Below are 19,516 nucleotides of genomic sequence, written 5' to 3' on the forward strand. Positions count from 1 at the left end.
CCCGCGAAGCAGCACCTTCACGAGGCCGCAGACTCTCCATCCCCCAGGCCCGGAATCCACTTTTCTGCCAGCGCAATGAACGGCCCCTCGGCATCGAGTTGGGCGCAGATCCCCACCACCCCACCGAGAACCCTTCCGAGCATTGCGTATTCAGGCCGGTCTACAGGGGCCCGCATGGCACGAGCATTGGCTAGAGAGATGTTCTCCGGTTCCAGGGAGCGCGCGACTTCTTCCTGTAGGAACGCGCGGGTGAAGTGGAAGTCGCTGCCGTCGATCTGGGCTAGTACAGGCGCGATGCGGCGCTGAAGTGGGGCCATCTCGATGGGTGCACCGGGCTTCACGAAGCCCTCCTCCCGCAGCACCTGTTCCATTGCCACGTAGTCCTCGGCCAGGCCGCAGCGGGCCAATCGCCCTACGGCACGGGGAATCCCGTTAGGAGTCACCGCGCAGGCACCGAAATCGATGATGCCGAGACGGTTGTCGGGGCGGAGTTGGAAGTTCCCCGGATGCGGGTCACTGTGCAGCAGACCGACCCGGGAGGGCGAGCAGAGGGCGAACTCGGCGAGTAGCAGTCCTGCGCGATTGCGGTCCGCGCGCGCACCATTGGCGATGATGCGGGACAGCGGCTCCCCGTCCATCCATTCGGAGACCATGACCTTGGGTGCCGCGGCTACCACCCGCGGAATGAAGAATTGCGGGTCGCCGGCGAAGGCTTTGGCGAAGCGGCGCTGGTAGGCGGCTTCGATGCGGTAGTCGAGTTCGTCGTCCGTGCGGGCCAGGAACTCTTCGATGAGCTGGCGTGCATTGGTTCCGGCAAGCAGGGTGTTGAAGGCGCCCGAGACCATCTGCAACATTTTGGGATCCGCGCGCAGCGACTCCTCCGCCTCCGGATACTGCACCTTCACCGCGACGTCGCGGCCGTCGTGCCAGACCGCCTTGTGCACCTGGCCGATACTGGCCGCGGCAATGGGCTGGTCCTCGAAGTGGGTGAAGCGCTTGCGCCAGGCCGTGCCCAACTGGAGGTCGAGCATGCGGTGGGTATCGGCCACCGGCATGGGCGGGGCCTCCTGCTGTAGTCGCGTGAGAGCGTCGCGGAAGTGATCGGTGAAGCGCGGGGGGACTGCGGCTTCGGCCACGCTGAGCGCCTGGCCCAGTTTCATGGCTCCGCCCTTGAGTTCGCCCAGCACCGCGAAGACCTGATCGGCCGCGGCGTCGAGCATCTCGTCGGTAATGCTGCCGCGTTCCGCGCCTGCCAGCAGTCCGCGCCCGGTGGCGGCTACCCGCTGCACCATGAGCGTCGCGGGAATGCTCGCCACCTTGGCCATGCGGGCGATGCCTTTTCGTCTCAGTCCGGCCACGTTGCCGATCCTTTCCTCCGGTGCGCTGCCTCTGGCTCGCCCGACACCCCCGTCTCAGACAGTGTAGGTCAGTTTTCGGGGCCGGGCGATCACGCGCAGGTCACCACGACTTCAGCCCAGCCCGATGACCGCTGATACCGCACGATGATCGGGGCCGGGGACGCTCAGGACGGAGGGATCGGTGACCGTCACACCACGACCGAGAATGTGGTCCAGGCGGGCCAGCGGGAACGATGCGGGCCAGGTGAAACCTGCGCCCGAGTGGCTGTCTCGATAGCCGGGGGCGAAGCCGGACCAGCGCCGGTCGGTGCTGGAGGTATTGAAATCACCGGCTACCACTACCCGGTCGGCATTCTCCTCACTCAGCGCTCGGGACAAGACACCCAGGCCATTGTTGCGGGTTGTGGTGTCGCCCGGGCGAATCGACGGCAGGTGCACGACGTACACAACGAGCTGTCCATGAGGGGTGGCGATTTGGGTGCGCAGCCCCCGATGCCAGTCCACTCCGACATCGACCGCGCTGGTGTCCGAGATCGGGTATCGGCTCCACAGGCCGACGGTGCCGAGTTCGTCGTGGTAGCGGTAGTCCTCGTCCAACGTGCGGAGCACCGATTCGCGATTGGTGCCGCCGAGCTCCTGCACCGCAATGATGTCGGCATTCGTGGCCGCGAGTGCGCGGGCGGTGGCAGTGGGAGAAGTGTTGGCGGCGAACAGGTTCTGCGATACGACTCGGACTGTGTGTGATGCTGCGGCCGTTCGGGCCGGCGGACCGGGTGCCCACCACGATCCGAAGAGGTAGGCCCATGCCAGCAGTGGAATCAGGGCAGCGACCGCGCCGACCGGGCAGCGGCACAGGACAGCCGCCACCGCCAGCACCGGGATCAGCGCACCCAACCATGGGGCTGCCGTATCGACGGCAACGCCGAAGCCTCCGATATCGGGTATCCAAGTGTGGCCGACCAGCAGCAGAGTGAGAAGGGCTGCTGCACTGGCGAATACGGCAGTCTTGCCGACTCCGGTCCGCCTGCTCACGACGTCCAGCTGATTCATTGGGCCGGGCACAGTCGTCGCGGCGTCTTGTCGCCCTTCAGCTGAGCATCCACGCACCCGCCGGGCAGACCGTTGACGCCGGTGGCGCCGAAATTGGCGGTTACGGTGAGGTCGTCGTCTCCGAAGACCGTGCGCTGCACCAAATGATCATCGGTGAGCCAGCGGAAGTCCGTCATGGGCAGGGTGCCCGCCGCCTGGTGCAGCGGGGCGAAGAACTGTTGCAGGCGGGCGATTTCGGGGCCGTGGGCGGTCAGGGTGGCACGGTCCAAGGCGAAGTTCAGCGGGGTGTTGTTCAGGATCGCGGTGAGGGCGCGCATGGTCTGCTGTTGCGGGAGTTTGTAGTACGACAGCTCCCAGCGGTCCACATTGACCAGCGAGTCGTGCAGCACGGTTTCGTACAGCGGGACGCGGTACGCCGGGTCGAACATCGACCTCACCAGGTTCTCGGGCAGGTCGACCGGCTTGAAGAACACCTGCGGCTCGTTCTCCGGGTAGTAGGCGCCCCAGACCTGGCGGTTGCGCTGGAACTTCCAGATCTCATCCGAAATCGGGTTCTGCGCACCGTGATCGAAGGCGAGTACGGGGGCCGCCCAGGCGCCGGCCGCTTCCGACCCGAGCACTTGCCCGCGCTCGGCGAGCCAGCGCATCCGGTCGAGTCGGTTGGCGCGGTCCTGCTGCTGATTCATGGGGTGCGCGGCGGTGTAGTCGTCGAAGAAATCGCCCGCGGCATCGACGTCGAGGAAGTAGGTGTTCGCGCCATTGGCGGACATTTGCGCGTAGCGGTCCTGGTACAGCGTCGGATCCTGTTTCAGCGCTTGCGAACTCACATAGCAGCCGCGGCCGCCGAAGCCGTTCTCTGGCTTGCCCTCGGCATCGTGGACGCAGCCGTCGGGCCAGATCCGGCCGGGCCAGCGCGAACCGGGGTTGTCGGCGGTGGCGGGGTCCTGGGCGTTGTCCCACGAATCGTAGGGTCCGGCAAGGTATCCGGCGTTCTTCGCGGCGTCGATCGCGTCCGTGGTCATCGGGTGGTCATCAGCGTCGTAGCCGAGCCACATGCGACTCAGGCCCAGGTCGCGTATCTGGGCGATGGCCTCGGGACTGCGGCCGTCGCCCCACAGGTAGGCGTGGAAAGCGCCCAGCAGCTTGGCAATCTGCGGATTCTGCTTGATCTTGTCCTGTATCGAGACGAACTGGCCGTGCTTGATCAGCTCATCGCGGTAGTCCTCGGCTGCCGCGACCGGCGACCCGTCGGTGAGCGCGAAGGTCACCGAGTAGTCGCGGGTGCCCGCGCGCTCGTCGAAGTCGTGTTCGGCGCCGGCGAGGAGTTTCCCCGCATCGGAATTCACGGTGAGGCTGCTGCCGATATCGGTGGGCACGATGTAGCTGACGCCACGACCGCCGAGGGTGTAGCCCCAGAACGGCATGGTCAGGCCGGAGGTCAGGGCGAGGGGTTCGCCGATGAGTCCGGTGTCGGGGCCGTTCCAGAACGGGTCTCGCACCGGCAGGGACAGGCCCTCGCCGCGGGGGATCTGTAGCGCGGTCGCGCTGGTATCGCCGCCGGTGATCGGCCAGGTGAGTTTCGAGTCGCGGTCACTGTGCACTGTGATTCGCAGGCGGCCGTCTTCGGTAGTCGCAGTCACCGACAATGCCTTGTCCGGGTATGCCCAATGCGCCCGTGTTCCGTCGATCTGCACCGGACCGGGCGCACCCAGCTTGTCGGCTGCCGGAGCGGACAGTTCGAAGCTGCGGCCGTCAGCAGTCGCGGTGATCGCCAGCGAGGTGGTGTCCACGTCCGCGCTGCCACCACCCATCGGGATAACCACGCGATTGCCCTCAACTTTCGGCCGGGCACTCGACGTGTTGTCACCGCAGGCCGTGAGCCCGGCGGCCGTCAGACTCAGCAGCGCGATCACGGCTACGGCTCGAGGCGATCTCCGAAGTCTCATGGTCGCCACCATGTCGGCCCGAGATGAGAGTCCGATGAGAAAGCGCAGGCAGAGGTATTACGTATAGTCCGGGGAGTGCGGGTACTGGTGGTCGACGATGAAGCGGCAGTGCGGGAAGCGCTGGTGCGCGCCCTCGACAGCGAGGGCTACGAGACCCATTCCGCAGTCGACGGCGGTGCTGCACTGGAGGCGATTGCCCGGTGGCAGCCGGAGGTCGTGGTGCTGGATGTGCTGATGCCGTTCATGGACGGGCTGACCGCCTGCCGCACGCTGCGCGGTCGTGGTGATCGCACGCCGATTCTCATGCTCACCGCGCGTGATGCCGTGGCCGACCGCATTGCCGGTCTGGACGCGGGGGCCGACGACTATCTCGTCAAGCCGTTCGATCTGGATGAGTTGCTGGCTCGGGTCCGGGCGCTGGTGCGGCGCACCTATCCCGAGGACGGCGCGGTGCTGTCGGCGGCGGATCTGGTCATGGACACCACCGCGCATACCGTGCGCCGCGGCGGGCGTGAGATCGAGCTCAGCCGAACCGAATTCGCACTTCTCGAGGTGCTCTTGCGCAATGCGGGGCAGGCGCTGCCGCGTGAGACGCTGATCGACCGGGTCTGGGGCCACAATTCGTCGAACTCGCTCGAGGTCTATATCCGCTATCTGCGGCGCAAGATCGAAACTGAGGGAGAACCGCCGCTGATCCACACGGTGCGCGGGGTGGGCTACCGGCTGGGCGCCTCGTGAAGCGGCTCGGGTTGCGCGGGCGCATCGCCGTATTCTTCGTGCTGGCAATGGCTTTGGCGCTGGCGGGCATGGGCACCGCCGCCTACATAGTGACCGGGCACGAGCTGAACAGCGCGCTGGATCTGGGGTTGCGGCGGCAGGCCACCCGGATCACCCGGCAGTTTCCGGTCGAACCGCAGGTGGCTGCGATGTCGGGGCCCTGTGAGTACCTGGCCGCACCGAGTTGTGTGCAGGTGGTGGCGGCCGACGGCACCATCGAATCCGAGCATGCGCCCGATGCCACGTTGCCGATAGACGCCGGAACACGTGCTGTGGCAGCGGGATCGGCGGACGGGTACTTCACCGATATCACGCTCGCCGGGTATCGCATGCGCATGTACACCGCGCCGCTGCGGGCCGGGAGCGCCGTGCAGGTGGCACAGCGGTCCGAGACGGTCGACACCGGTTTGCGGCGGGTGGGCCTCGCGCTGCTCGCCGCGGCGGCGGCCGGGACGCTGCTGGCGGCGGCCATCGGCACGGTGCTCGCGCGACGGGCGCTGGCTCCGGTCGCGGCATTGACCCAGGCGGCCGAACGGGTGGCGCGCACACGAGATCCCAACGAGCACATCACGATTACCGGCTCCGACGAGCTGGCCCGGCTGGGCACCAGTGTCAACACCATGCTCGACGAACTCGACGCGGCGCTCACGGGTGAGCGGGATTCCCGTGCGGCACAACAGCGTTTGATCGCCGACGCCTCACACGAGTTGCGCACGCCGCTCACTTCGCTGCGTACCAATATCGACCTCTTGCGCCGGTCTGCGCGTTTGACGCCGGAGCAGCTCGACGACACCGTCGCCGCGTTGCGGGTGCAGTCGGAGGAGCTGTCGGGGCTCGTCACCGATCTCATCGATCTCGCCCGTGCGGACGATCCTGGCGCGCCGCGCGAAATCCTGGAAGATCTGCGGCTGGATACGCTGGTCGCCGAGCGCGTGGAGGCGGCCCGAAGGCATTGGCCCGCAATCACCTTCGACACCGAACTCGAGCCGGCCACGGTCCAGGGCGCGGCCGCCCGACTGGCCCGAGCAGTCACCAATCTGCTCGACAATGCCGCCAAGTTCAGTCCACCCGGCGCGGCCGTCCACGTGCGATCGAGCGACCGGCAGCTGACAATTCGCGACACCGGCGCAGGCATTGCCGCCCAGGATGTGCCGCACGTCTTCGACCGCTTCTACCGCTCCCCCACCGCCCGCACCACTCCGGGCCACGGCCTCGGCCTGGCCATCGTGGCACAGGTCGCCGAACTGCACGGCGCCGCGGTCACTGTGGTCTCCGAGCCCGGCCGGGGATCCGAGTTCCGCCTCACCTTCCCCGCCTGAGTTCGCGCGGGCCGCGAAACGGCTTGGCGGGGATCGTCAACTGCTCAGACAAACACGGCGATTCGCCGATTCTGCGGCCGTCCTCGGCGCTCGAAGCCTGGTGGGACAGCCGCACCTTCAGCCTCGACGACGACGAATTCCGGAAGGCCGCAGCGCTGGGCGCTACCCGGGCTCGAGCTGCGAGTCGCAGGCCTGCCAGGCCTTCGGGGAGAGGTACTGCTTGGCACCGGCGAAGAGAGCGTGCAGTGCCGCACCGTGTTGAGCGGCGAGGGCGGCATTGTGCGCCATCACGTCCAGCTCGTTGGCGGCAGTGATCTCCAAGAAGGCATTCAGGGCAGGGGTGGGCGGACGAGAATCCGCGCCGGTGAAGCGGTCTCGGAACAGCACGGGGGTAGTCGTGAGGCGCGGATAGACGAAGGCTCGGTCACAGCTGCCGTAGAAGTAGACGAGGGCTTCGGCCTGGTTGCCGATGAGCGCGGCCAGAGTGGCGCGCTCGGGCAGATCGAGCAGGGACTGCGCGAAGCCGTCGGTGCCGTACGCGGCGTGACACAGCCCCGCGAGCTGGATGTTCTCGTCCGCATCCCAGTCGGCCAGGACATCGGCCACCCGGATCAGATGCGCCAGCAGGGTACCGCCCGGGTGCGGTATGCGGTCCGCACCGTGGCCTGCCAGGAACTGCTCGGCGTGGGCCCGTCGAAACCTGTTCCGCCCGAGAGCTTTCACGCCTCTCAGTTTGCGCCCTGCACGGGCGCGACCGCTACTGGTTGCCGTTCGGCTGATCGATGAGGCGGCGGTGCAGTTCGGTGGTCATCTGGTGGATGGCCCGGGTGAGTTCGGTATTGGTCTTGAGTTCCAGCTCCTGCTCGGTGAAGTCGTGGTCGGCCTTCATCTGCTGGAATTCGGCCTGCCGGTTCTGGCCGATCATGACGAAGGTCGACAGGAAGATGGCTTCCAGGGATACGACCAGGGTGAGCGTGGGCCAGGGCGACTTCTCGACCAGAATCATCCAGAGGGCGAATCCGACCGCGTGGATGTAGACGAACAGCATGGAGCCTGCGAACTTGGTGATCCAATCCGCGATGCGCAGTTGCAGATTCGCGGCGCGCTGTTCACGCAGATTGACGACGGCGGGGTGGTGCGTGGGCTGCGACGACTTCGTCACGGACGGTCTCCTGAACGGATCGGCGGCGGGCTGCTGCCGGAATCGTAGCCGCGTGTCAGGGCGCCGGGATTGTCCCGCAGGCGGGCACGTGCGTCATGTCCGCCTCCGTCATACCGGTTCGGGCACCCGAGCGCGCAGACCGCGGGCGCGGTATTCCTGTGGCGGGCAACCCTTCCAGCGGCGGAAGGCACGAATGAAGGACGCCGCCTCCGCATAGCCGAGCCGCGCCGCCACCTGCTCGGTGGTCATATCGGTGTGGTCCAGCAGCTCTTCGGAGAGCAATTGCCGCACTTCGTCCAGCAGGGCACGGAAGGAGGTGCCCTCCTCATTGAGCCGGCGCGAAAGCGTGCGCGGACTCATGAACAGTTCCGTCGCCACCGCGGCCTGGTCCGGTACTTCACCGGGATTGCGCACCAGCAGATCGCGCACCGCTCCGGCGACGCCCGTGCGCGCCTGACGGCGGGCCAGCAGGTCACGGCACAGCTGTTCGCAGGTGCCGCGGGCCCACTCATTCGCCTGTGGCAGCGGCATATCCAGATAGGCGCTGTCGAAGGCGGCCACATTGGCGGAAGCGCCGAAAATCGGTTCGACGCCGAACACCTCCCGGTATCGGCGGGTATCGGCCGGTCCCTGGTGCCGGAAGGTGACCCGGTGGAACGGCACGCCCGTCGGGAACAGTTCCCGGCCGATCATCTGAATTCCGGTCAGTACCCGCTCGGCGAGGAAGGCCCGAACATCCTCGGGCAGCTCGTGATCGTCGAAGATCAGCCGTGCCTCACCGCCGGACTCCTCGAAGGAGATCTGCCCGAAGGCGAAGGCGAGTCCGACGTACCGCAGTGCCACCTCCACCGCATCGCGCAGGGTGCGGCTGGCCAGCAGCGCCAGGCCCCACGGCCCATACAGCGAGATGTGGTAGCGGCTGCCGGCTTCGACGCCGAGCCCCGGTTCGGAGCCGAAGCGAGCGAGCAGATTGCGCACCACGGTGAGTTCCTGACGCGCGGTGACCTCGGAATTCGGGTCGATCACGGCCGCCGGTGGCAGACCTGTCCCGGACAGACACGCCGCGGCAGGCATTCCACGTTCCTCGGCGAGCTGCGTCATCACGTGCACGCTGGACGTATTCCTCAGCAGATCCCAATCGAACATATACCTGTAGTCCTCATCGACTCCACAACAACAAGTGCTCCCGGCGGTATCGGGTGTGATCCCGGCCGCCGGACCATTTGCTGATCCTGCCGTGTCTGGGTCAGTTATTCCAGTGGGTGGGCCGAATTTCTACGCTGGAGCCGCCGAGAGGGCCTGCCCACAGTCTCCTGAGCGTCGCAGCGCCTGCGGGGAGTTCGGTACCGGCTGGGCTAGATTCGGTAGGTATGCGACTGCTCAGCATTGTTTCCATTGCCGCACTCGGGCTCACGGTCGCCGGTTGTTCGTCCGGCTCCGATTCGGCGCCGGCCACCACGACAACTGCCTCCGCCGCCGTGGTGGGCGTCAAGGACTGTCTGTCCCAACCGGAGTCGCATCCGAAGGACATCACCATCACCTGCGCCGACGCCAATCTGTCCGTCGCCGGAATCGATTGGGAGAGCTGGACCGGCGATTCGGCACGCGGGAAGGGCACACAAAATCGCAATACTTGCGAACCTTCGTGCGCCGCTGGCACACACGAATCGCTACCGGTCACAGTCGAACTGACCGACCCGGTCGACGGCTACTTCAGCCGGATCACGGTGACCGCAACGGACCTCCCCGCGCAGACCTATCCCCTGCCCAACTAGGGCAATACCCTCCCAGTGGTCTCGTTTCGTCACGTAACAAAGGATTTTCGGCTCGCGATGGGATACGCATCCGGTTTGCCGGATCGGTGACTACCCGAGGGAAGCTCCAGCATGAATTCACACACTCTCCTGTTAATGCCTGTTCTGATCCTCGCGGCCTTCGGAATCGGTGTGTGGCTCGGTATTCGCTCGACCATCTGCGAGCGAGCCCGAAGACGTGCCGACAGCAAACCCGCTACCGTGCTGATACATGAGCGCGAATTCGACCCGCACGGTGGTAGTTACCGGCGCATCGTCCGGTATCGGTAAGGCGACTGCCACAGCCTTCGCGGCGCGAGGGCACAAGGTCATCGGCACCAGTCGCAATCCGAGCTCCCTCGCCGAGGCCGACCGGGTGCCGGGCGTCGACTACCGGGCCCTGGATCTCACCGATCCCGAATCGATCGCAAGCTTCACCGCCGCACTGGGTGCGGTGGACGTGCTGATCAACAATGCCGGTGAAAGCCAGGCCGGACCGCTCGCAGAGCTGCCGACCGACGCGATCGAACGCCTCTTCCAGCTCAATGTGTTCGGCGCGGTGACGCTCACCCAGGCGGTGCTGCCCGGTATGCGCGCACGCGGCTACGGGCGGGTTGTGATGGTCGGGTCCATGCTCGGCAGCTTCCCCATGCCGTATCGCTCGTCCTATGCGGCGGCCAAGGCCGCGCTGCGCGGGTTCGCGACCGCGGCGCGCTTCGAGGAGTCGCCGTTCGGCGTGTGGCTCACCACCATCGAGCCCGGGCAGATCGATACCGGACTGCGCGAGCGGCGCACCAAGTACATCGACGAAGGTTCCGCGCACACAACGGATTTCGCCCGCTTCATGGCCAAAATGGATGAGAAGCAGGGACAGGGCATTACGCCGGAGAAGGTCGCCGAGACCATTCTCGGTGCGGTCGAGGCCGATCGGCCGAAGCCGCTGTATGCAGTGGGCAGCAATGCGCCGCTCATGTTCGCGGTACGCCGGCTGCTGCCGCGCTCGGTGATGGAGCGGCTCATCGCGGCCTCCTACGGGCTGAAGCGCTGAACCGGTTTCTCACGTGAGTTTCAGGTCCCGGCCGATGATTTCGCGCATGATCTCGGAGGTGCCGCCGTAGACCCGGGTGACGCGGGCGTCGGCGGCGGCGCGGGCGATCGGGTACTCGCGCATATAGCCGTAGCCGCCGAACAGTTGTTGACAGCGATCCAGGCAGCGGAATTCCATCTCCGAGGCCCAGAGTTTGGCCTTCGCGGCATCGGCGGGGGTGAGTCGACCGGCGTTGAGTTCCAGGACGCACTTGTCGACGAAGGCCTCGGCCACCGAGACCTCGGTCGCCACATCCGCCAGGACAAATTTGGTGTTCTGGAATCCGCCGATGGGTTGACCGAAAGCTGTTCGGGCGCTGACATATTCGATGGTCGTGCGCAGTCCGGCGCGGGCTCGTGCCAAACATGCCACGGCGATCTGCATGCGCTCCTGCGGCAGATTCCGCATCAGATACTCGAACCCGCGACCCACCTCACCGAGCACATTCTCCTTCGGCACCTTGACGTCGGTGAAGATGAGCTCCGCTGTGTCCTGCGAATGCAGGCCCAGCTTGTCGAGATTGCGACCGCGTTCGAATCCCGGCATGCCGCGTTCGAGCACCAACAGGGTCACACCTCGATGCCGGTCGGGCGAGGTGCGCACCGCGGTGATGACAAGATCGCCGTTGATTCCATTGGTAATGAACGTCTTCGCGCCATTCACCACGAAGTGGTCGCCCATATCCACTGCGGCCGTGCGGATTCCGGCAACATCGGAGCCCGCGCCCGGCTCGGTCATCCCGATGGCGGCGATCGTCGTGCCCGCGACGAATCCTGGCACCCAGCGCTCCCTCTGCTCCTGCGTGGTCAACTGGGTGAGGTACGGCGTGCAGATGTCATTGTGCAGAGCGAGATTCAGCCCCACCCCGGCGCAGTCGGCATCCATGAACTCCTCGATGAGGATCTGATTGAACCGAAAGTCCGCCACCCCCAATCCCCCGTACTCCCTGGGCGCCGCAAACCCCACCAGCCCGAGCTCCCCCGCCCGCGCGAACACGGCCCGCGGCACAATCCCCGCGTCCTCCCACTCCACATAGTGCGGCGCAACCTCTTTGCGCACGAACCCCCGCGCCAACTCCGCGAAGGCGCGGTGATCATCCTCGTAATGCCCACGTTCCATACCCTCATCGTCCGGGTTCCACAGGCTCGGATACCAGACAATCGCGGCCACCATCGACCGCTCACCGCTACTGCCGGGGTGGGTTCTTCAGGAGGTAGTCGGTGGCCGCCCGGCCGACCGTGTAGGCGTTGTCGAGGCCCAGTTTGAAGCCGGCGGTGGAATGGTCCAGGTGGTCGAGGACAGATTGGCCGGGGTGCGGTTGGTCGAAGTTGCTCACCGTGCGGAGGGAGAGGTAGCGGTTCAGGTGGCCGTGGGCCTTCAGGGCGGTGGCGGTGGCGTTGTCTTCCATTTGAGTGGTGCAGTAGGTGCCTTGGGATTTGGTGCGGATGTCCATGATGTAGCGGGCGGTATCGGAGAGGAGTTTTCCGGAGTAGAAGTCGTCGCCGGTCATGGTGTCGCACTTCATGACCGCGGGGGTGCGGCCTTCCTGGCCGGGGTAGGCGGCGCGCTCGGCGGCGGCTTCGGGGCTGTCGGCGAGAACGACAGCGCGGGTGGCGTCGAAGACCTTGTCCACCAGTCCCGCATTCAGCTCATAGGCGGCGGTGTTGTAGTCCTCGACGGGGCGGAAGCCGTAGGGAACATCGGGGACTTCGGCGGGGTCGAGGTGGTTGCCGAGGTCGAAATCGACCAGCCGGTGCGCCCAGACGGCCGAGCCGAGTGTGGCCTGATCGGGTGGGCTGCCCGCGATTCCGGCGGTCAGGAAGTACGCCTTCGAGAAGTCGAACTTGTCGCTGCCGAGGATGGCCATCATGGTGGCGGCGGCATTCGCCTTGCCCTGGCCGGTCTCGGCCACGCAGAGGTGATCGTTATTGCAGCGCACCGGCTGGTAGGCGCCGGGCACCTCGACCGTGGTGGGCAACTGCTCATGCTGCAGCCAGACATCGTGTTCCGGATCGAACATGGTGATGACCAGCACCCCGACTTCGACTTTGTCGGAGTTGCTCGTCGAATCTCCGGCGCACCCGGTCAAGGCGAGAGCAGCCACCCCGAGAACAGCAGCAAACTTCCAGCAACTGGTAGGCATCGCGCCAGAATAGGCGGCTTGTGGCCGTTTTCGGGTCGGGACACGGAAGAGCAGCGACTTTGCCTGAGCGACAGCGGGATTCGGGTGTTGTCGGTTACTTTGAGAGAGGCAGGTGGGAGGTATACGGGTGGATACAGCTGCACTGACCGGGAAACAGCGGGTGGTTTATCGCTGGTTGAGGAAGACCGTCACTGTCATAACGACAGCTGTGCTGGTGGCGTCTGTCGGTGCGGCGGTGGCCGCAGCGGCGCCGGACCGTGCACCGATATTGCGCTCTCCGGCGGGCGGTACCCAGGATCTCTGGGTGCCGTCCAGCATGGGACCTATCAAAGTGCAGGTGCAGTGGGCGGCTCGCGGCGGTAGCGCGGCCCTCTATCTGCTCGATGGTCTCCGGGCGCCGAACGACCACAGTCAGTGGACCTCCGATACCGACGCGCTGCGCCAATTCGCCGGTGACAATGTCACTTTGGTGTTCCCGGTCGGTGGCCACTCGAGCTTCTATACCGATTGGTACCGGCCGAGCAGCACCAACCGTCAGGCGACAACCTACAAGTGGGAGACCTTCCTGACGAAGGAGCTGCCGGCCTTCCTGGCGAAGTACGGGGTGTCGCGCACCAACGACGCCATTGTCGGGGCCTCCATGGGCGGCAATGCGGCACTGACAATTGCCGCCCACCATCGCGACCAGTTCAGGTTCGCCGGATCTTTCTCGGGCTTCTTGCATCCGACGTATCCGCTCTGGGGCGAAGCGATGCGCGCGGCCATGCGGGACGAGGGCAACTTCGATGTCGACGATATGTGGGGTCCGTCCGGGGATCCCGCCTGGACCCGCAATGACGCCACCGACCAGGCCGAATCGCTACGCGGCCTGCCGATATACGTCACGTCGGGCAATGGGGTGCCCGGCCTGCCCGACGTGCCGTACGGAATCGTCAATACTGTGAATGCGATGGGCCTGGAGGCGATGGCGCTGACCGCCACCCGGATTTTCGGAGATCGACTCGCGGCGTTGGGAATCGGCGCGCGCATCGACATCGGCAATGGCACACACACCTGGCCCTATTGGCAACAAGCCCTCACAACGGCCCATCCGATGATCCTCGATGCGCTGGGTGCGCACTGACTCTCAGGCCGGGGCCTCGAGATCGGCTTCGATCTCGGCCAGAATGCCGGGACGGCGCCGGGCGGCCAGCCACAGCCAGGCTGCGCCGACCATCAGGTAGGCCAGGAAGATGTAGGGGAACAGATCGACCGGCCACGGCGGCAGCGGATAGAAGCTGCCGACCGTCGGCACCAGCAGAAAGACGAAGGCCAGCACCGAGCCGGCCAGTGCGGACCGCGAGAGTGCACCGAGTTTGCGCAGATACACCGGCGCCGCCACCACAACCATGAAATAGGCGAGCAGGAACCCGAAGGCGGCGAGCGTGCCGGCGTCATTGAAGATCGTCAGGACATCGGTCTGCGAGGACCAGAGTGCGGGTACCGCCACCATGAGCACGATGTAGCCGGTGAGCGCGGCCGACGGTGTCGCATTGGCGGCGTGCACCTTTCCCAGCGCCGCCGGGAACACCGAGTGCCGCGCCATCGGATAGATCAGCCGCGCACCGGCATTGAGGCACGACAGCGACAGCGCGAAGAAACTGATCATGGCGCCGAGGGCGATCGGCAGTTTGAAGTAGCCCACATTGTCGAGATCGGCGAGGGTGTTCAGCGGCATGGCCAGGGTGTCGAGGCTCGCGCTCGAATCGCGGGTGCCGTAGACCTCGACATAGCTCATCACCACGAAGAACAACCCCGCGATGACCAGGCTCCACACCACCGCGCGCGGAATATTGCGCAGCGGACTGCGCGCCTCGCCGCCCAGCGCGGTGGCGCTCTCGAATCCGACGAGGCTGAAGATGCAGGCGACCACGGCCAGGCTCATCCCCCGCGGCGAGGTGCCGTGCAGGGTCAATTGATCGGTATCGACGTGCACGCCGTGCGCGAAGACCACCACAACCGCCAGGGCCAGAATGCAGACGACCGAAATACCCTCGAGCGCCAGGGTGAGCATCGACGACAGGCGGACATCCTTCACCGCCAGTGCCCATGCTGCCACTCCGAGAATGACGAAGAAGACGACCGAGGGAATTGCGGAGTGAATACCCAGCAGGCTCAGAACTTCTCGGCTGAATATGGTGAATCCCGTCATTCCGGCAATGCCGATGAACAAATAGCACCAGATGAGCGTCCAGCCCGACAGCACACCGCTGACCGGTCCGAGGCCGCGGCCGATATAGGCGTACATGGATCCCGGCGAGGTGGAGCGCCGGGCGAATTGATTGAGGTTGTAGGCGACGAACAGCAGCATGCCGGTGCCGAAGAGGTAGGCCATCCAGGTCCCGGAACCGGCCGAGGAGAAGGCCAGCGGGATGATCAGGGCCGCGGTCATCGTCGGCGAGATCAGGGCCACCGACTGGGCCAGCAGTGCGGGAAATCCCAGCGCTCCCGTCCGAAGTCCGGTGGCCGGTGCGGTCACCGGTGTCGACGGTTCGATTTCTGTATAGCTCATGCGACGTTTCCTTGTTCATTCCCCCGGGAATATCTGGCACACACGAGTGTGACCACATCGCATTTCCGGCAAGCAGCTCGCCGTTAAGGAGTCGTAAATAGGATCTCACGCGGGAATTTCGCCGGGTAATTCCGAAAAGGACATGCCGAAGGGCCGCCGATACGAAAGTCGAATTCGTATCGGCGGACCCTATTTTCGCTATATATCTTTCGAGCCCGACATCAATCGCGCACGGCGGCGACCAAAATCTCCAATTCATCGGCGACTTCGGTCTCCAGTGGCAGCAACGGGCGGCGCGGGTCGCCGGCCTCGAAGCCCAGTCCGCGCAGCCCCGCCTTCACCGTCGCGGGCAGGGCGCGGCTGACCAGCAAGCGCAACAGCGGCTCGAGCCGCGCGAAGAGCGCATCGGCCTGCTCGATCTCATTGTCGCGCAGCAACTTCCAGAACTGCACCACCTGCTCGGGCACCAGGCACGGTGCGGCGGTACACCAACCGGCCGCACCGGCCTGGAAGGCGCTGCGCGCCAGCGGATTGCTGCCATTGAAGAACGGCACCTCGCCGCCGCCCAGTTCGACGATCCGGTGCATCCGGCCGATATCGCCCGTCGACTCCTTGATCATGGTGATGTTGTCGACCTCGGCGACCAGCCCGACCAGGAACTCCGGCGACATATCGATGCCCGTGGTGCCCGGGTTGTTGTAGACCATGACCGGAATCCCGACCGACTCGGCGACCGCGGTGAAGTGCTGCCGCAGTTCGCGTTCGGTGAGCTTCCAGTACGAGACGGGCAGCACCATGATCGCGGTGGCGCCACAGCTTTCCGCGATCCTGGCCCGCTTGATGGTGCCCGCGGTGGTGAGCTCCGAGACGCCGACCACGGTCGGCACCCGGCCGGCGGTGTGGCCGATGGATTCGCTTGCCACCACCGTCCATTCGTCATCGTCGAGATAGGCGTTCTCGCCGGTACTGCCCAGCGGTGCGATCGCATCGACGCCGGCGTCGATCATGCGATCGATCAGTATGTGCAGGGCGGCGGCGTCGACCTTCTCCCCGTCGCCCGAGAACGGCGTCACCGGGTACGCCACGATTCCAGAAACAGTTGCAGGCATTGATCACTCCGAATTGTCGAGCTCGAACACATCTGGATGACGCCGGAGCACCCGGCGCGCATAGTAGGCGAAATTCGCCTCACTACGTTTGGGGCGGAGCGTCCAGTCATGGGCTTCGGCGGCCAGACGTGGCGGCAGCGGCTTGATTTCGCCCGCCGCCATGGCGAGCAGCTGCAGTTGCGCGGCACGTTCGATGAGGTGTGCCAGCGAGCACGCCTCCTCGATGGTGGCGCCGACCACGAGCTGCCCGTGATGGGCGAGCAGAATCGCCCGCTTGTCGCCCAGGGCCGCGGAAATGATTTCGCCCTCTTCATTGCCGACCGGCACGCCGGGCCAATCCGGCAGGAAGGCGCAGTCGTCGTAGAGCGGCGCGATATCCATCTGCGAGATCTGTAGCGGAATCTCGAGCATCGACAGCGCGGCGACGTGCAGCGGATGGGTGTGCACGATGCAGTGCACATCGGGCCGGGCGCGGTAGATCCAGCTGTGAAAGCGGTTGGCGGGGTTGGCCATTCCCGCACCCTCGAGCACGGTCAGATCCTCGTCCACGAGCAGCAGATTGGCGTCGGTGATCTCGTCGAAGCCCAGGCCCAGCTGCTGGGTGAGGAACGTTCCGGGCGCTTGTCCGCGGGTCGAGATCTGCCCGGCGAGCGCCGAATCGTGACCGGCATCGGACAGGGCCCGGCAGGTCAGGGCGATCTTCTGCCGGTCGGTCCAGCCGCTGATCGGTATTTCGGTGCGCATGGCGCGCTCGGCGGCCGCCATCAGTTCGGCTTTGCCGAGGTTCATCGTTGTAGCCAACAGCCAGCTCCTTCAGGACACATAGTGCACAATAGGACACCTTGTGTCATCACGATACCCTGAGTTTCCTGCTGCGCAACCGGGCGCACGACAACGAGGAGTGGATGTGTCCGCGTTCCTGAGATCGCATCGCCGCCGAATGGGTCTGTCGCTGGACGCCCTCGCCGAGCGCACGGGTCTGACGAAGAGCTACATCTCCAAAATCGAACGCGGCCTGAGCACACCGTCGATCGCGGTGGCACTACGCATCGCACACGTCCTGAATGCCGATGTCAGCCAGCTGTTTTCCGAGAATCCGGATCGCAGCGCATTATTGGCTATCGGGCGCAGCAGTGAACGCGCCGAGCCCGCGCCGACCGGGCCGGCGAATTATCAGCCCCTGGCCACCCAGATCGTGGGAAAGGCGATGCAGCCCTTCGTCGTCACGCCCAGCACCGAACCGGGCGCCAGTCATGTGGATCATCACGGCGATGAATTCGTCTTCGTGCACAGGGGCGCCGTGGAGGTCTCCATCCCGGGCAATGTGATCACGCTGAACGAGGGCGACAGCCTCTACTTCGACGCCGACACACCGCATCAGCTGCGCTCGATCTCGGCGCAGCGGGCGGAGGTGATCATCGTCGTGCACGATCGCGACGCCGCGGAGGTTCCCGCGGCGCCGCGATCGCGTGCTTGAGGTGCGTTCTACCCGAGGCTGAAGGGCTGACCCCACAGCGTCTGGGTGACGTCCATGACGTTGTCCTGCACCAGAATCGTTGTGTACGAACGGGCTTCGGCATATCCGGCACAGCCGTCGACCGCGATCGTGTGGTTCACGTACTGGGTGATGCCCGAGGTGCCGGTGAAGGTGTAGGTCTGGATCGCCTTGGTGGCGACCTTGCCCGGCTTCAGCGACAGCGTCATATTCGGGTCGGCGTACGGGCTGATTCCGGAGGGAGCGATTCCCGCGCCGAGGTCACCGGTACCGACGGTGAGCCCACCGCCACCTCCGCCGCCACCGCCGGAGTAGCCGCCACCTCCGCCGCCACCACCCCCGCCACCGCTGTTGTCGCCGCCGCCACCGCCGTTGTCACCACCGCCGCCACCGCCACCCGCATCCGGGGTGGCCGGGGCCGCGTTGCCACCACCGCCCTGGCCGGGCTTGGTCGCGTTGCCCGCGGTATTGCCGCTGCCCTCGGTGGTCACCTTGCTATTGAGATCGACCTGGCAACCCACCAGATAGCCGGTCTCGATATGACCACCGGTGACGGTGACGCCGGATGGCGGCGTGACCGTCACCGAGGTCACGGCCGACACCATGGCATTACGCGATAACGGACTCGCGGCCATCGATCCCGACAGTGTGGCCTGCTCGCCACTGCGGGCCACCTGGACGAGCACACCATCGGGAGCGGTGAACTGACCCTGACCATCCGGCAGCGCCACCTGGGTGTCGGCTCCGGCCGGACCGGCCGCGATCAGGACCGTGGGCAGAAAACCGCACGCCGCGATCGCGATTCCTATCGAATTCCGCATTGTGCCTGTCCTACTCACCCGACACTGAACGGATCGCCGTACAGCGTCACTTCGGCCGAACCCTGCTGGTTTTGCACTGTCAACGTGCTGAACGCGCGTGCCTGCGCATAGCCGGCGCATCCCGAAATCTGGATGCCGCGACCGGAATACGCGATGCCGACAGCGCTCGCCGCAGGGTCGAGTTGTTTGGTATCGAGCTTCACCACCGATACCCCGCCCGGAACCAGACTGATGCTGGGTGCGAGCTCGGGGGTGACGGAACTCGGTGAGACCCACACATCTCCGCCGAGCGAGAGCCCCCCACTCAGATCGACCTGACAACCGACCAGGTAGCCGGTCACCAGTGCGCCCTTGGTGGCGTTGTCCACCTTGGCGAAGACCACTCCCGTCACGCTCGCCGTCCGCGAGGTGCCATTGGCAGCCAGCGAGGGAGCGATTACCGCTTGTTCATTCGTCCGGGTCAGATCCACTTGCACGCCCGTAGCGGTCGTCAGTGCCTCTCGACCGTCCGGCAGCGGCACTGCCGTATCCGCATGTGCCACGGCGGATCCGAGAATCAGCGCGGTCAGACCGACACCCACCCCAGCAATCCATCCGCTTGTCCTCGAAACCAAACCTCCGCCGACCCTTCAAATCTCATACAGCATTCGAGGACCGATGATATGGGTGGCCGCTGACCTGCGCACCTGGGCGTTCCAGCCGTACGGGAACCGACTCACGCCTGGTCGGAAACGCCGGAACCGCCGGTGGGGGCGGTGTGACTCGCGATGACTTCACAGAATATTTCGATCAAATGTCCGAAATGTGCATTCTGTGAACAAATATGGAATCTGCTGAGTGCGGTTGCACGCCAAGACACACCACCCTGACGGCGCGGGCGGTGGTCGACGGATTCTAGGCCCCGG

19 protein-coding genes are annotated in these 19,516 nt (G+C 65.6%); 6 read left to right on the top strand and 13 right to left on the bottom strand.

The window, feature by feature from the left end; genetic code table 11:
* Nucleotides 1–17: 17 nt before the first annotated feature.
* From JWN03_RS12905 to JWN03_RS12915, 3 genes are all read right to left on the bottom strand, one after another.
* Nucleotides 18–1,358, bottom strand: a complete 1,341-nt coding sequence (locus JWN03_RS12905; RefSeq protein WP_297614062.1) for an ABC1 kinase family protein — start codon at nt 1,356–1,358, stop codon at nt 18–20.
* Between the two features lie 111 nt (nt 1,359–1,469).
* Nucleotides 1,470–2,390: an endonuclease/exonuclease/phosphatase family protein gene (locus JWN03_RS12910; RefSeq protein ID WP_297614064.1), complete on the bottom strand. Its 921-nt coding sequence runs from the start codon at nt 2,388–2,390 to the stop codon at nt 1,470–1,472.
* A gap of 14 nt (nt 2,391–2,404) precedes the next feature.
* Nucleotides 2,405–4,354, bottom strand: coding sequence for a glycoside hydrolase (locus JWN03_RS12915; protein ID WP_297614066.1), 1,950 nt, complete (start codon nt 4,352–4,354; stop codon nt 2,405–2,407).
* Between the two features lie 75 nt (nt 4,355–4,429).
* On the opposite strand from JWN03_RS12915, the gene JWN03_RS12920 reads away from it, so the two are divergent.
* Both JWN03_RS12920 and JWN03_RS12925 read left to right on the top strand, forming a co-directional pair.
* Nucleotides 4,430–5,092 carry a response regulator transcription factor gene (locus JWN03_RS12920; protein WP_297614068.1) on the top strand — a complete coding sequence of 221 codons (663 nt, stop codon included), beginning with the start codon at nt 4,430–4,432 and terminating at the stop codon, nt 5,090–5,092.
* The gene (locus tag JWN03_RS12925) at nt 5,089–6,450 is read left to right on the top strand and encodes a HAMP domain-containing sensor histidine kinase (protein WP_297614069.1); all 1,362 of its coding nucleotides are present in this window, start codon (nt 5,089–5,091) and stop codon (nt 6,448–6,450) included. Before JWN03_RS12920 ends, JWN03_RS12925 begins: the two co-directional genes overlap by 4 nt.
* A gap of 162 nt (nt 6,451–6,612) precedes the next feature.
* Here the strand turns inward: JWN03_RS12925 and JWN03_RS12930 are convergent, their stop codons facing one another.
* The 3 genes from JWN03_RS12930 to JWN03_RS12940 form a co-directional block, all read right to left on the bottom strand.
* Nucleotides 6,613–7,173: a DUF6817 domain-containing protein gene (locus JWN03_RS12930; RefSeq protein ID WP_297614071.1), complete on the bottom strand. Its 561-nt coding sequence runs from the start codon at nt 7,171–7,173 to the stop codon at nt 6,613–6,615.
* Between the two features lie 34 nt (nt 7,174–7,207).
* Nucleotides 7,208–7,612, bottom strand: a complete 405-nt coding sequence (locus JWN03_RS12935) for a DUF1003 domain-containing protein (protein WP_297614073.1) — start codon at nt 7,610–7,612, stop codon at nt 7,208–7,210.
* Between the two features lie 108 nt (nt 7,613–7,720).
* Complete coding sequence (locus JWN03_RS12940) at nt 7,721–8,713, bottom strand: AraC family transcriptional regulator (RefSeq protein ID WP_297614075.1); 993 nt, start codon at nt 8,711–8,713, stop codon at nt 7,721–7,723.
* 269 nt (nt 8,714–8,982) lie between these two features.
* Between JWN03_RS12940 and JWN03_RS12945 the strand changes: the two genes are divergently transcribed.
* Nucleotides 8,983–9,387: a hypothetical protein gene (locus tag JWN03_RS12945; protein WP_297614077.1), complete on the top strand. Its 405-nt coding sequence runs from the start codon at nt 8,983–8,985 to the stop codon at nt 9,385–9,387.
* Nucleotides 9,388–9,637: 250 nt separating this feature from the next.
* Nucleotides 9,638–10,453 carry an SDR family oxidoreductase gene (locus tag JWN03_RS12950; protein WP_297614079.1) on the top strand — a complete coding sequence of 272 codons (816 nt, stop codon included), beginning with the start codon at nt 9,638–9,640 and terminating at the stop codon, nt 10,451–10,453.
* A 9-nt stretch (nt 10,454–10,462) separates the two neighbouring features.
* Here the strand turns inward: JWN03_RS12950 and JWN03_RS12955 are convergent, their stop codons facing one another.
* Together JWN03_RS12955 and JWN03_RS12960 are read right to left on the bottom strand one after the other, a co-directional pair.
* The gene (locus tag JWN03_RS12955) at nt 10,463–11,611 is read right to left on the bottom strand and encodes an acyl-CoA dehydrogenase family protein (protein ID WP_297614139.1); all 1,149 of its coding nucleotides are present in this window, start codon (nt 11,609–11,611) and stop codon (nt 10,463–10,465) included.
* Between the two features lie 67 nt (nt 11,612–11,678).
* Entirely contained in the window at nt 11,679–12,635 is a 957-nt protein-coding gene (locus JWN03_RS12960; RefSeq protein WP_297614080.1) for a purine-nucleoside phosphorylase, read from the bottom strand.
* Between the two features lie 127 nt (nt 12,636–12,762).
* Between JWN03_RS12960 and JWN03_RS12965 the strand changes: the two genes are divergently transcribed.
* Nucleotides 12,763–13,758: an alpha/beta hydrolase gene (locus tag JWN03_RS12965; protein WP_441342978.1), complete on the top strand. Its 996-nt coding sequence runs from the start codon at nt 12,763–12,765 to the stop codon at nt 13,756–13,758.
* A 3-nt stretch (nt 13,759–13,761) separates the two neighbouring features.
* On the opposite strand, the gene JWN03_RS12970 is transcribed toward JWN03_RS12965, so the two are convergent.
* The 3 genes from JWN03_RS12970 to JWN03_RS12980 all read right to left on the bottom strand — a co-directional run bounded on the left by JWN03_RS12970 (nt 13,762) and on the right by JWN03_RS12980 (nt 17,084).
* A complete protein-coding gene (locus tag JWN03_RS12970) occupies nt 13,762–15,186 on the bottom strand; it encodes an APC family permease (protein ID WP_297614082.1) in 1,425 nt (474 codons plus the stop codon).
* Between the two features lie 221 nt (nt 15,187–15,407).
* Nucleotides 15,408–16,295, bottom strand: coding sequence for a dihydrodipicolinate synthase family protein (locus JWN03_RS12975; protein ID WP_297614084.1), 888 nt, complete (start codon nt 16,293–16,295; stop codon nt 15,408–15,410).
* Between the two features lie 3 nt (nt 16,296–16,298).
* Nucleotides 16,299–17,084, bottom strand: a complete 786-nt coding sequence (locus JWN03_RS12980; protein WP_441342981.1) for an aldolase — start codon at nt 17,082–17,084, stop codon at nt 16,299–16,301.
* Nucleotides 17,085–17,202: 118 nt separating this feature from the next.
* Between JWN03_RS12980 and JWN03_RS12985 the strand changes: the two genes are divergently transcribed.
* The gene (locus tag JWN03_RS12985) at nt 17,203–17,772 is read left to right on the top strand and encodes a helix-turn-helix domain-containing protein (protein WP_297614088.1); all 570 of its coding nucleotides are present in this window, start codon (nt 17,203–17,205) and stop codon (nt 17,770–17,772) included.
* A gap of 8 nt (nt 17,773–17,780) precedes the next feature.
* On the opposite strand, the gene JWN03_RS12990 is transcribed toward JWN03_RS12985, so the two are convergent.
* Nucleotides 17,781–18,611, bottom strand: coding sequence for an MspA family porin (locus JWN03_RS12990; RefSeq protein ID WP_297614090.1), 831 nt, complete (start codon nt 18,609–18,611; stop codon nt 17,781–17,783).
* Nucleotides 18,612–18,625: 14 nt separating this feature from the next.
* Entirely contained in the window at nt 18,626–19,192 is a 567-nt protein-coding gene (locus JWN03_RS12995; protein WP_297614092.1) for an MspA family porin, read from the bottom strand.
* Nucleotides 19,193–19,516: the final 324 nt, after the last annotated feature.

Origin of the sequence: Nocardia sp., assembly GCF_025465275.1 — a bacterium.
Classification (GTDB): domain Bacteria; phylum Actinomycetota; class Actinomycetes; order Mycobacteriales; family Mycobacteriaceae; genus Nocardia.

What these genes read in the sequence shown, in the direction of transcription:
- JWN03_RS12915 (WP_297614066.1), bottom strand. Translation starts at nt 4,354, where the DNA reads ATGAGACTTCGGAGATCGCCTCGAGCCGTAGCCGTGATCGCGCTGCTG.
- JWN03_RS12940 (WP_297614075.1), bottom strand. Translation starts at nt 8,713, where the DNA reads ATGACGCAGCTCGCCGAGGAACGTGGAATGCCTGCCGCGGCGTGTCTG.
- JWN03_RS12945 (WP_297614077.1), top strand. Translation starts at nt 8,983, where the DNA reads ATGCGACTGCTCAGCATTGTTTCCATTGCCGCACTCGGGCTCACGGTC.
- JWN03_RS12950 (WP_297614079.1), top strand. Translation starts at nt 9,638, where the DNA reads ATGAGCGCGAATTCGACCCGCACGGTGGTAGTTACCGGCGCATCGTCC.
- JWN03_RS12955 (WP_297614139.1), bottom strand. Translation starts at nt 11,611, where the DNA reads ATGGAACGTGGGCATTACGAGGATGATCACCGCGCCTTCGCGGAGTTG.
- JWN03_RS12960 (WP_297614080.1), bottom strand. Translation starts at nt 12,635, where the DNA reads ATGCCTACCAGTTGCTGGAAGTTTGCTGCTGTTCTCGGGGTGGCTGCT.
- JWN03_RS12970 (WP_297614082.1), bottom strand. Translation starts at nt 15,186, where the DNA reads ATGAGCTATACAGAAATCGAACCGTCGACACCGGTGACCGCACCGGCC.
- JWN03_RS12975 (WP_297614084.1), bottom strand. Translation starts at nt 16,295, where the DNA reads ATGCCTGCAACTGTTTCTGGAATCGTGGCGTACCCGGTGACGCCGTTC.
- JWN03_RS12980 (WP_441342981.1), bottom strand. Translation starts at nt 17,084, where the DNA reads ATGAACCTCGGCAAAGCCGAACTGATGGCGGCCGCCGAGCGCGCCATG.
- JWN03_RS12990 (WP_297614090.1), bottom strand. Translation starts at nt 18,611, where the DNA reads ATGCGGAATTCGATAGGAATCGCGATCGCGGCGTGCGGTTTTCTGCCC.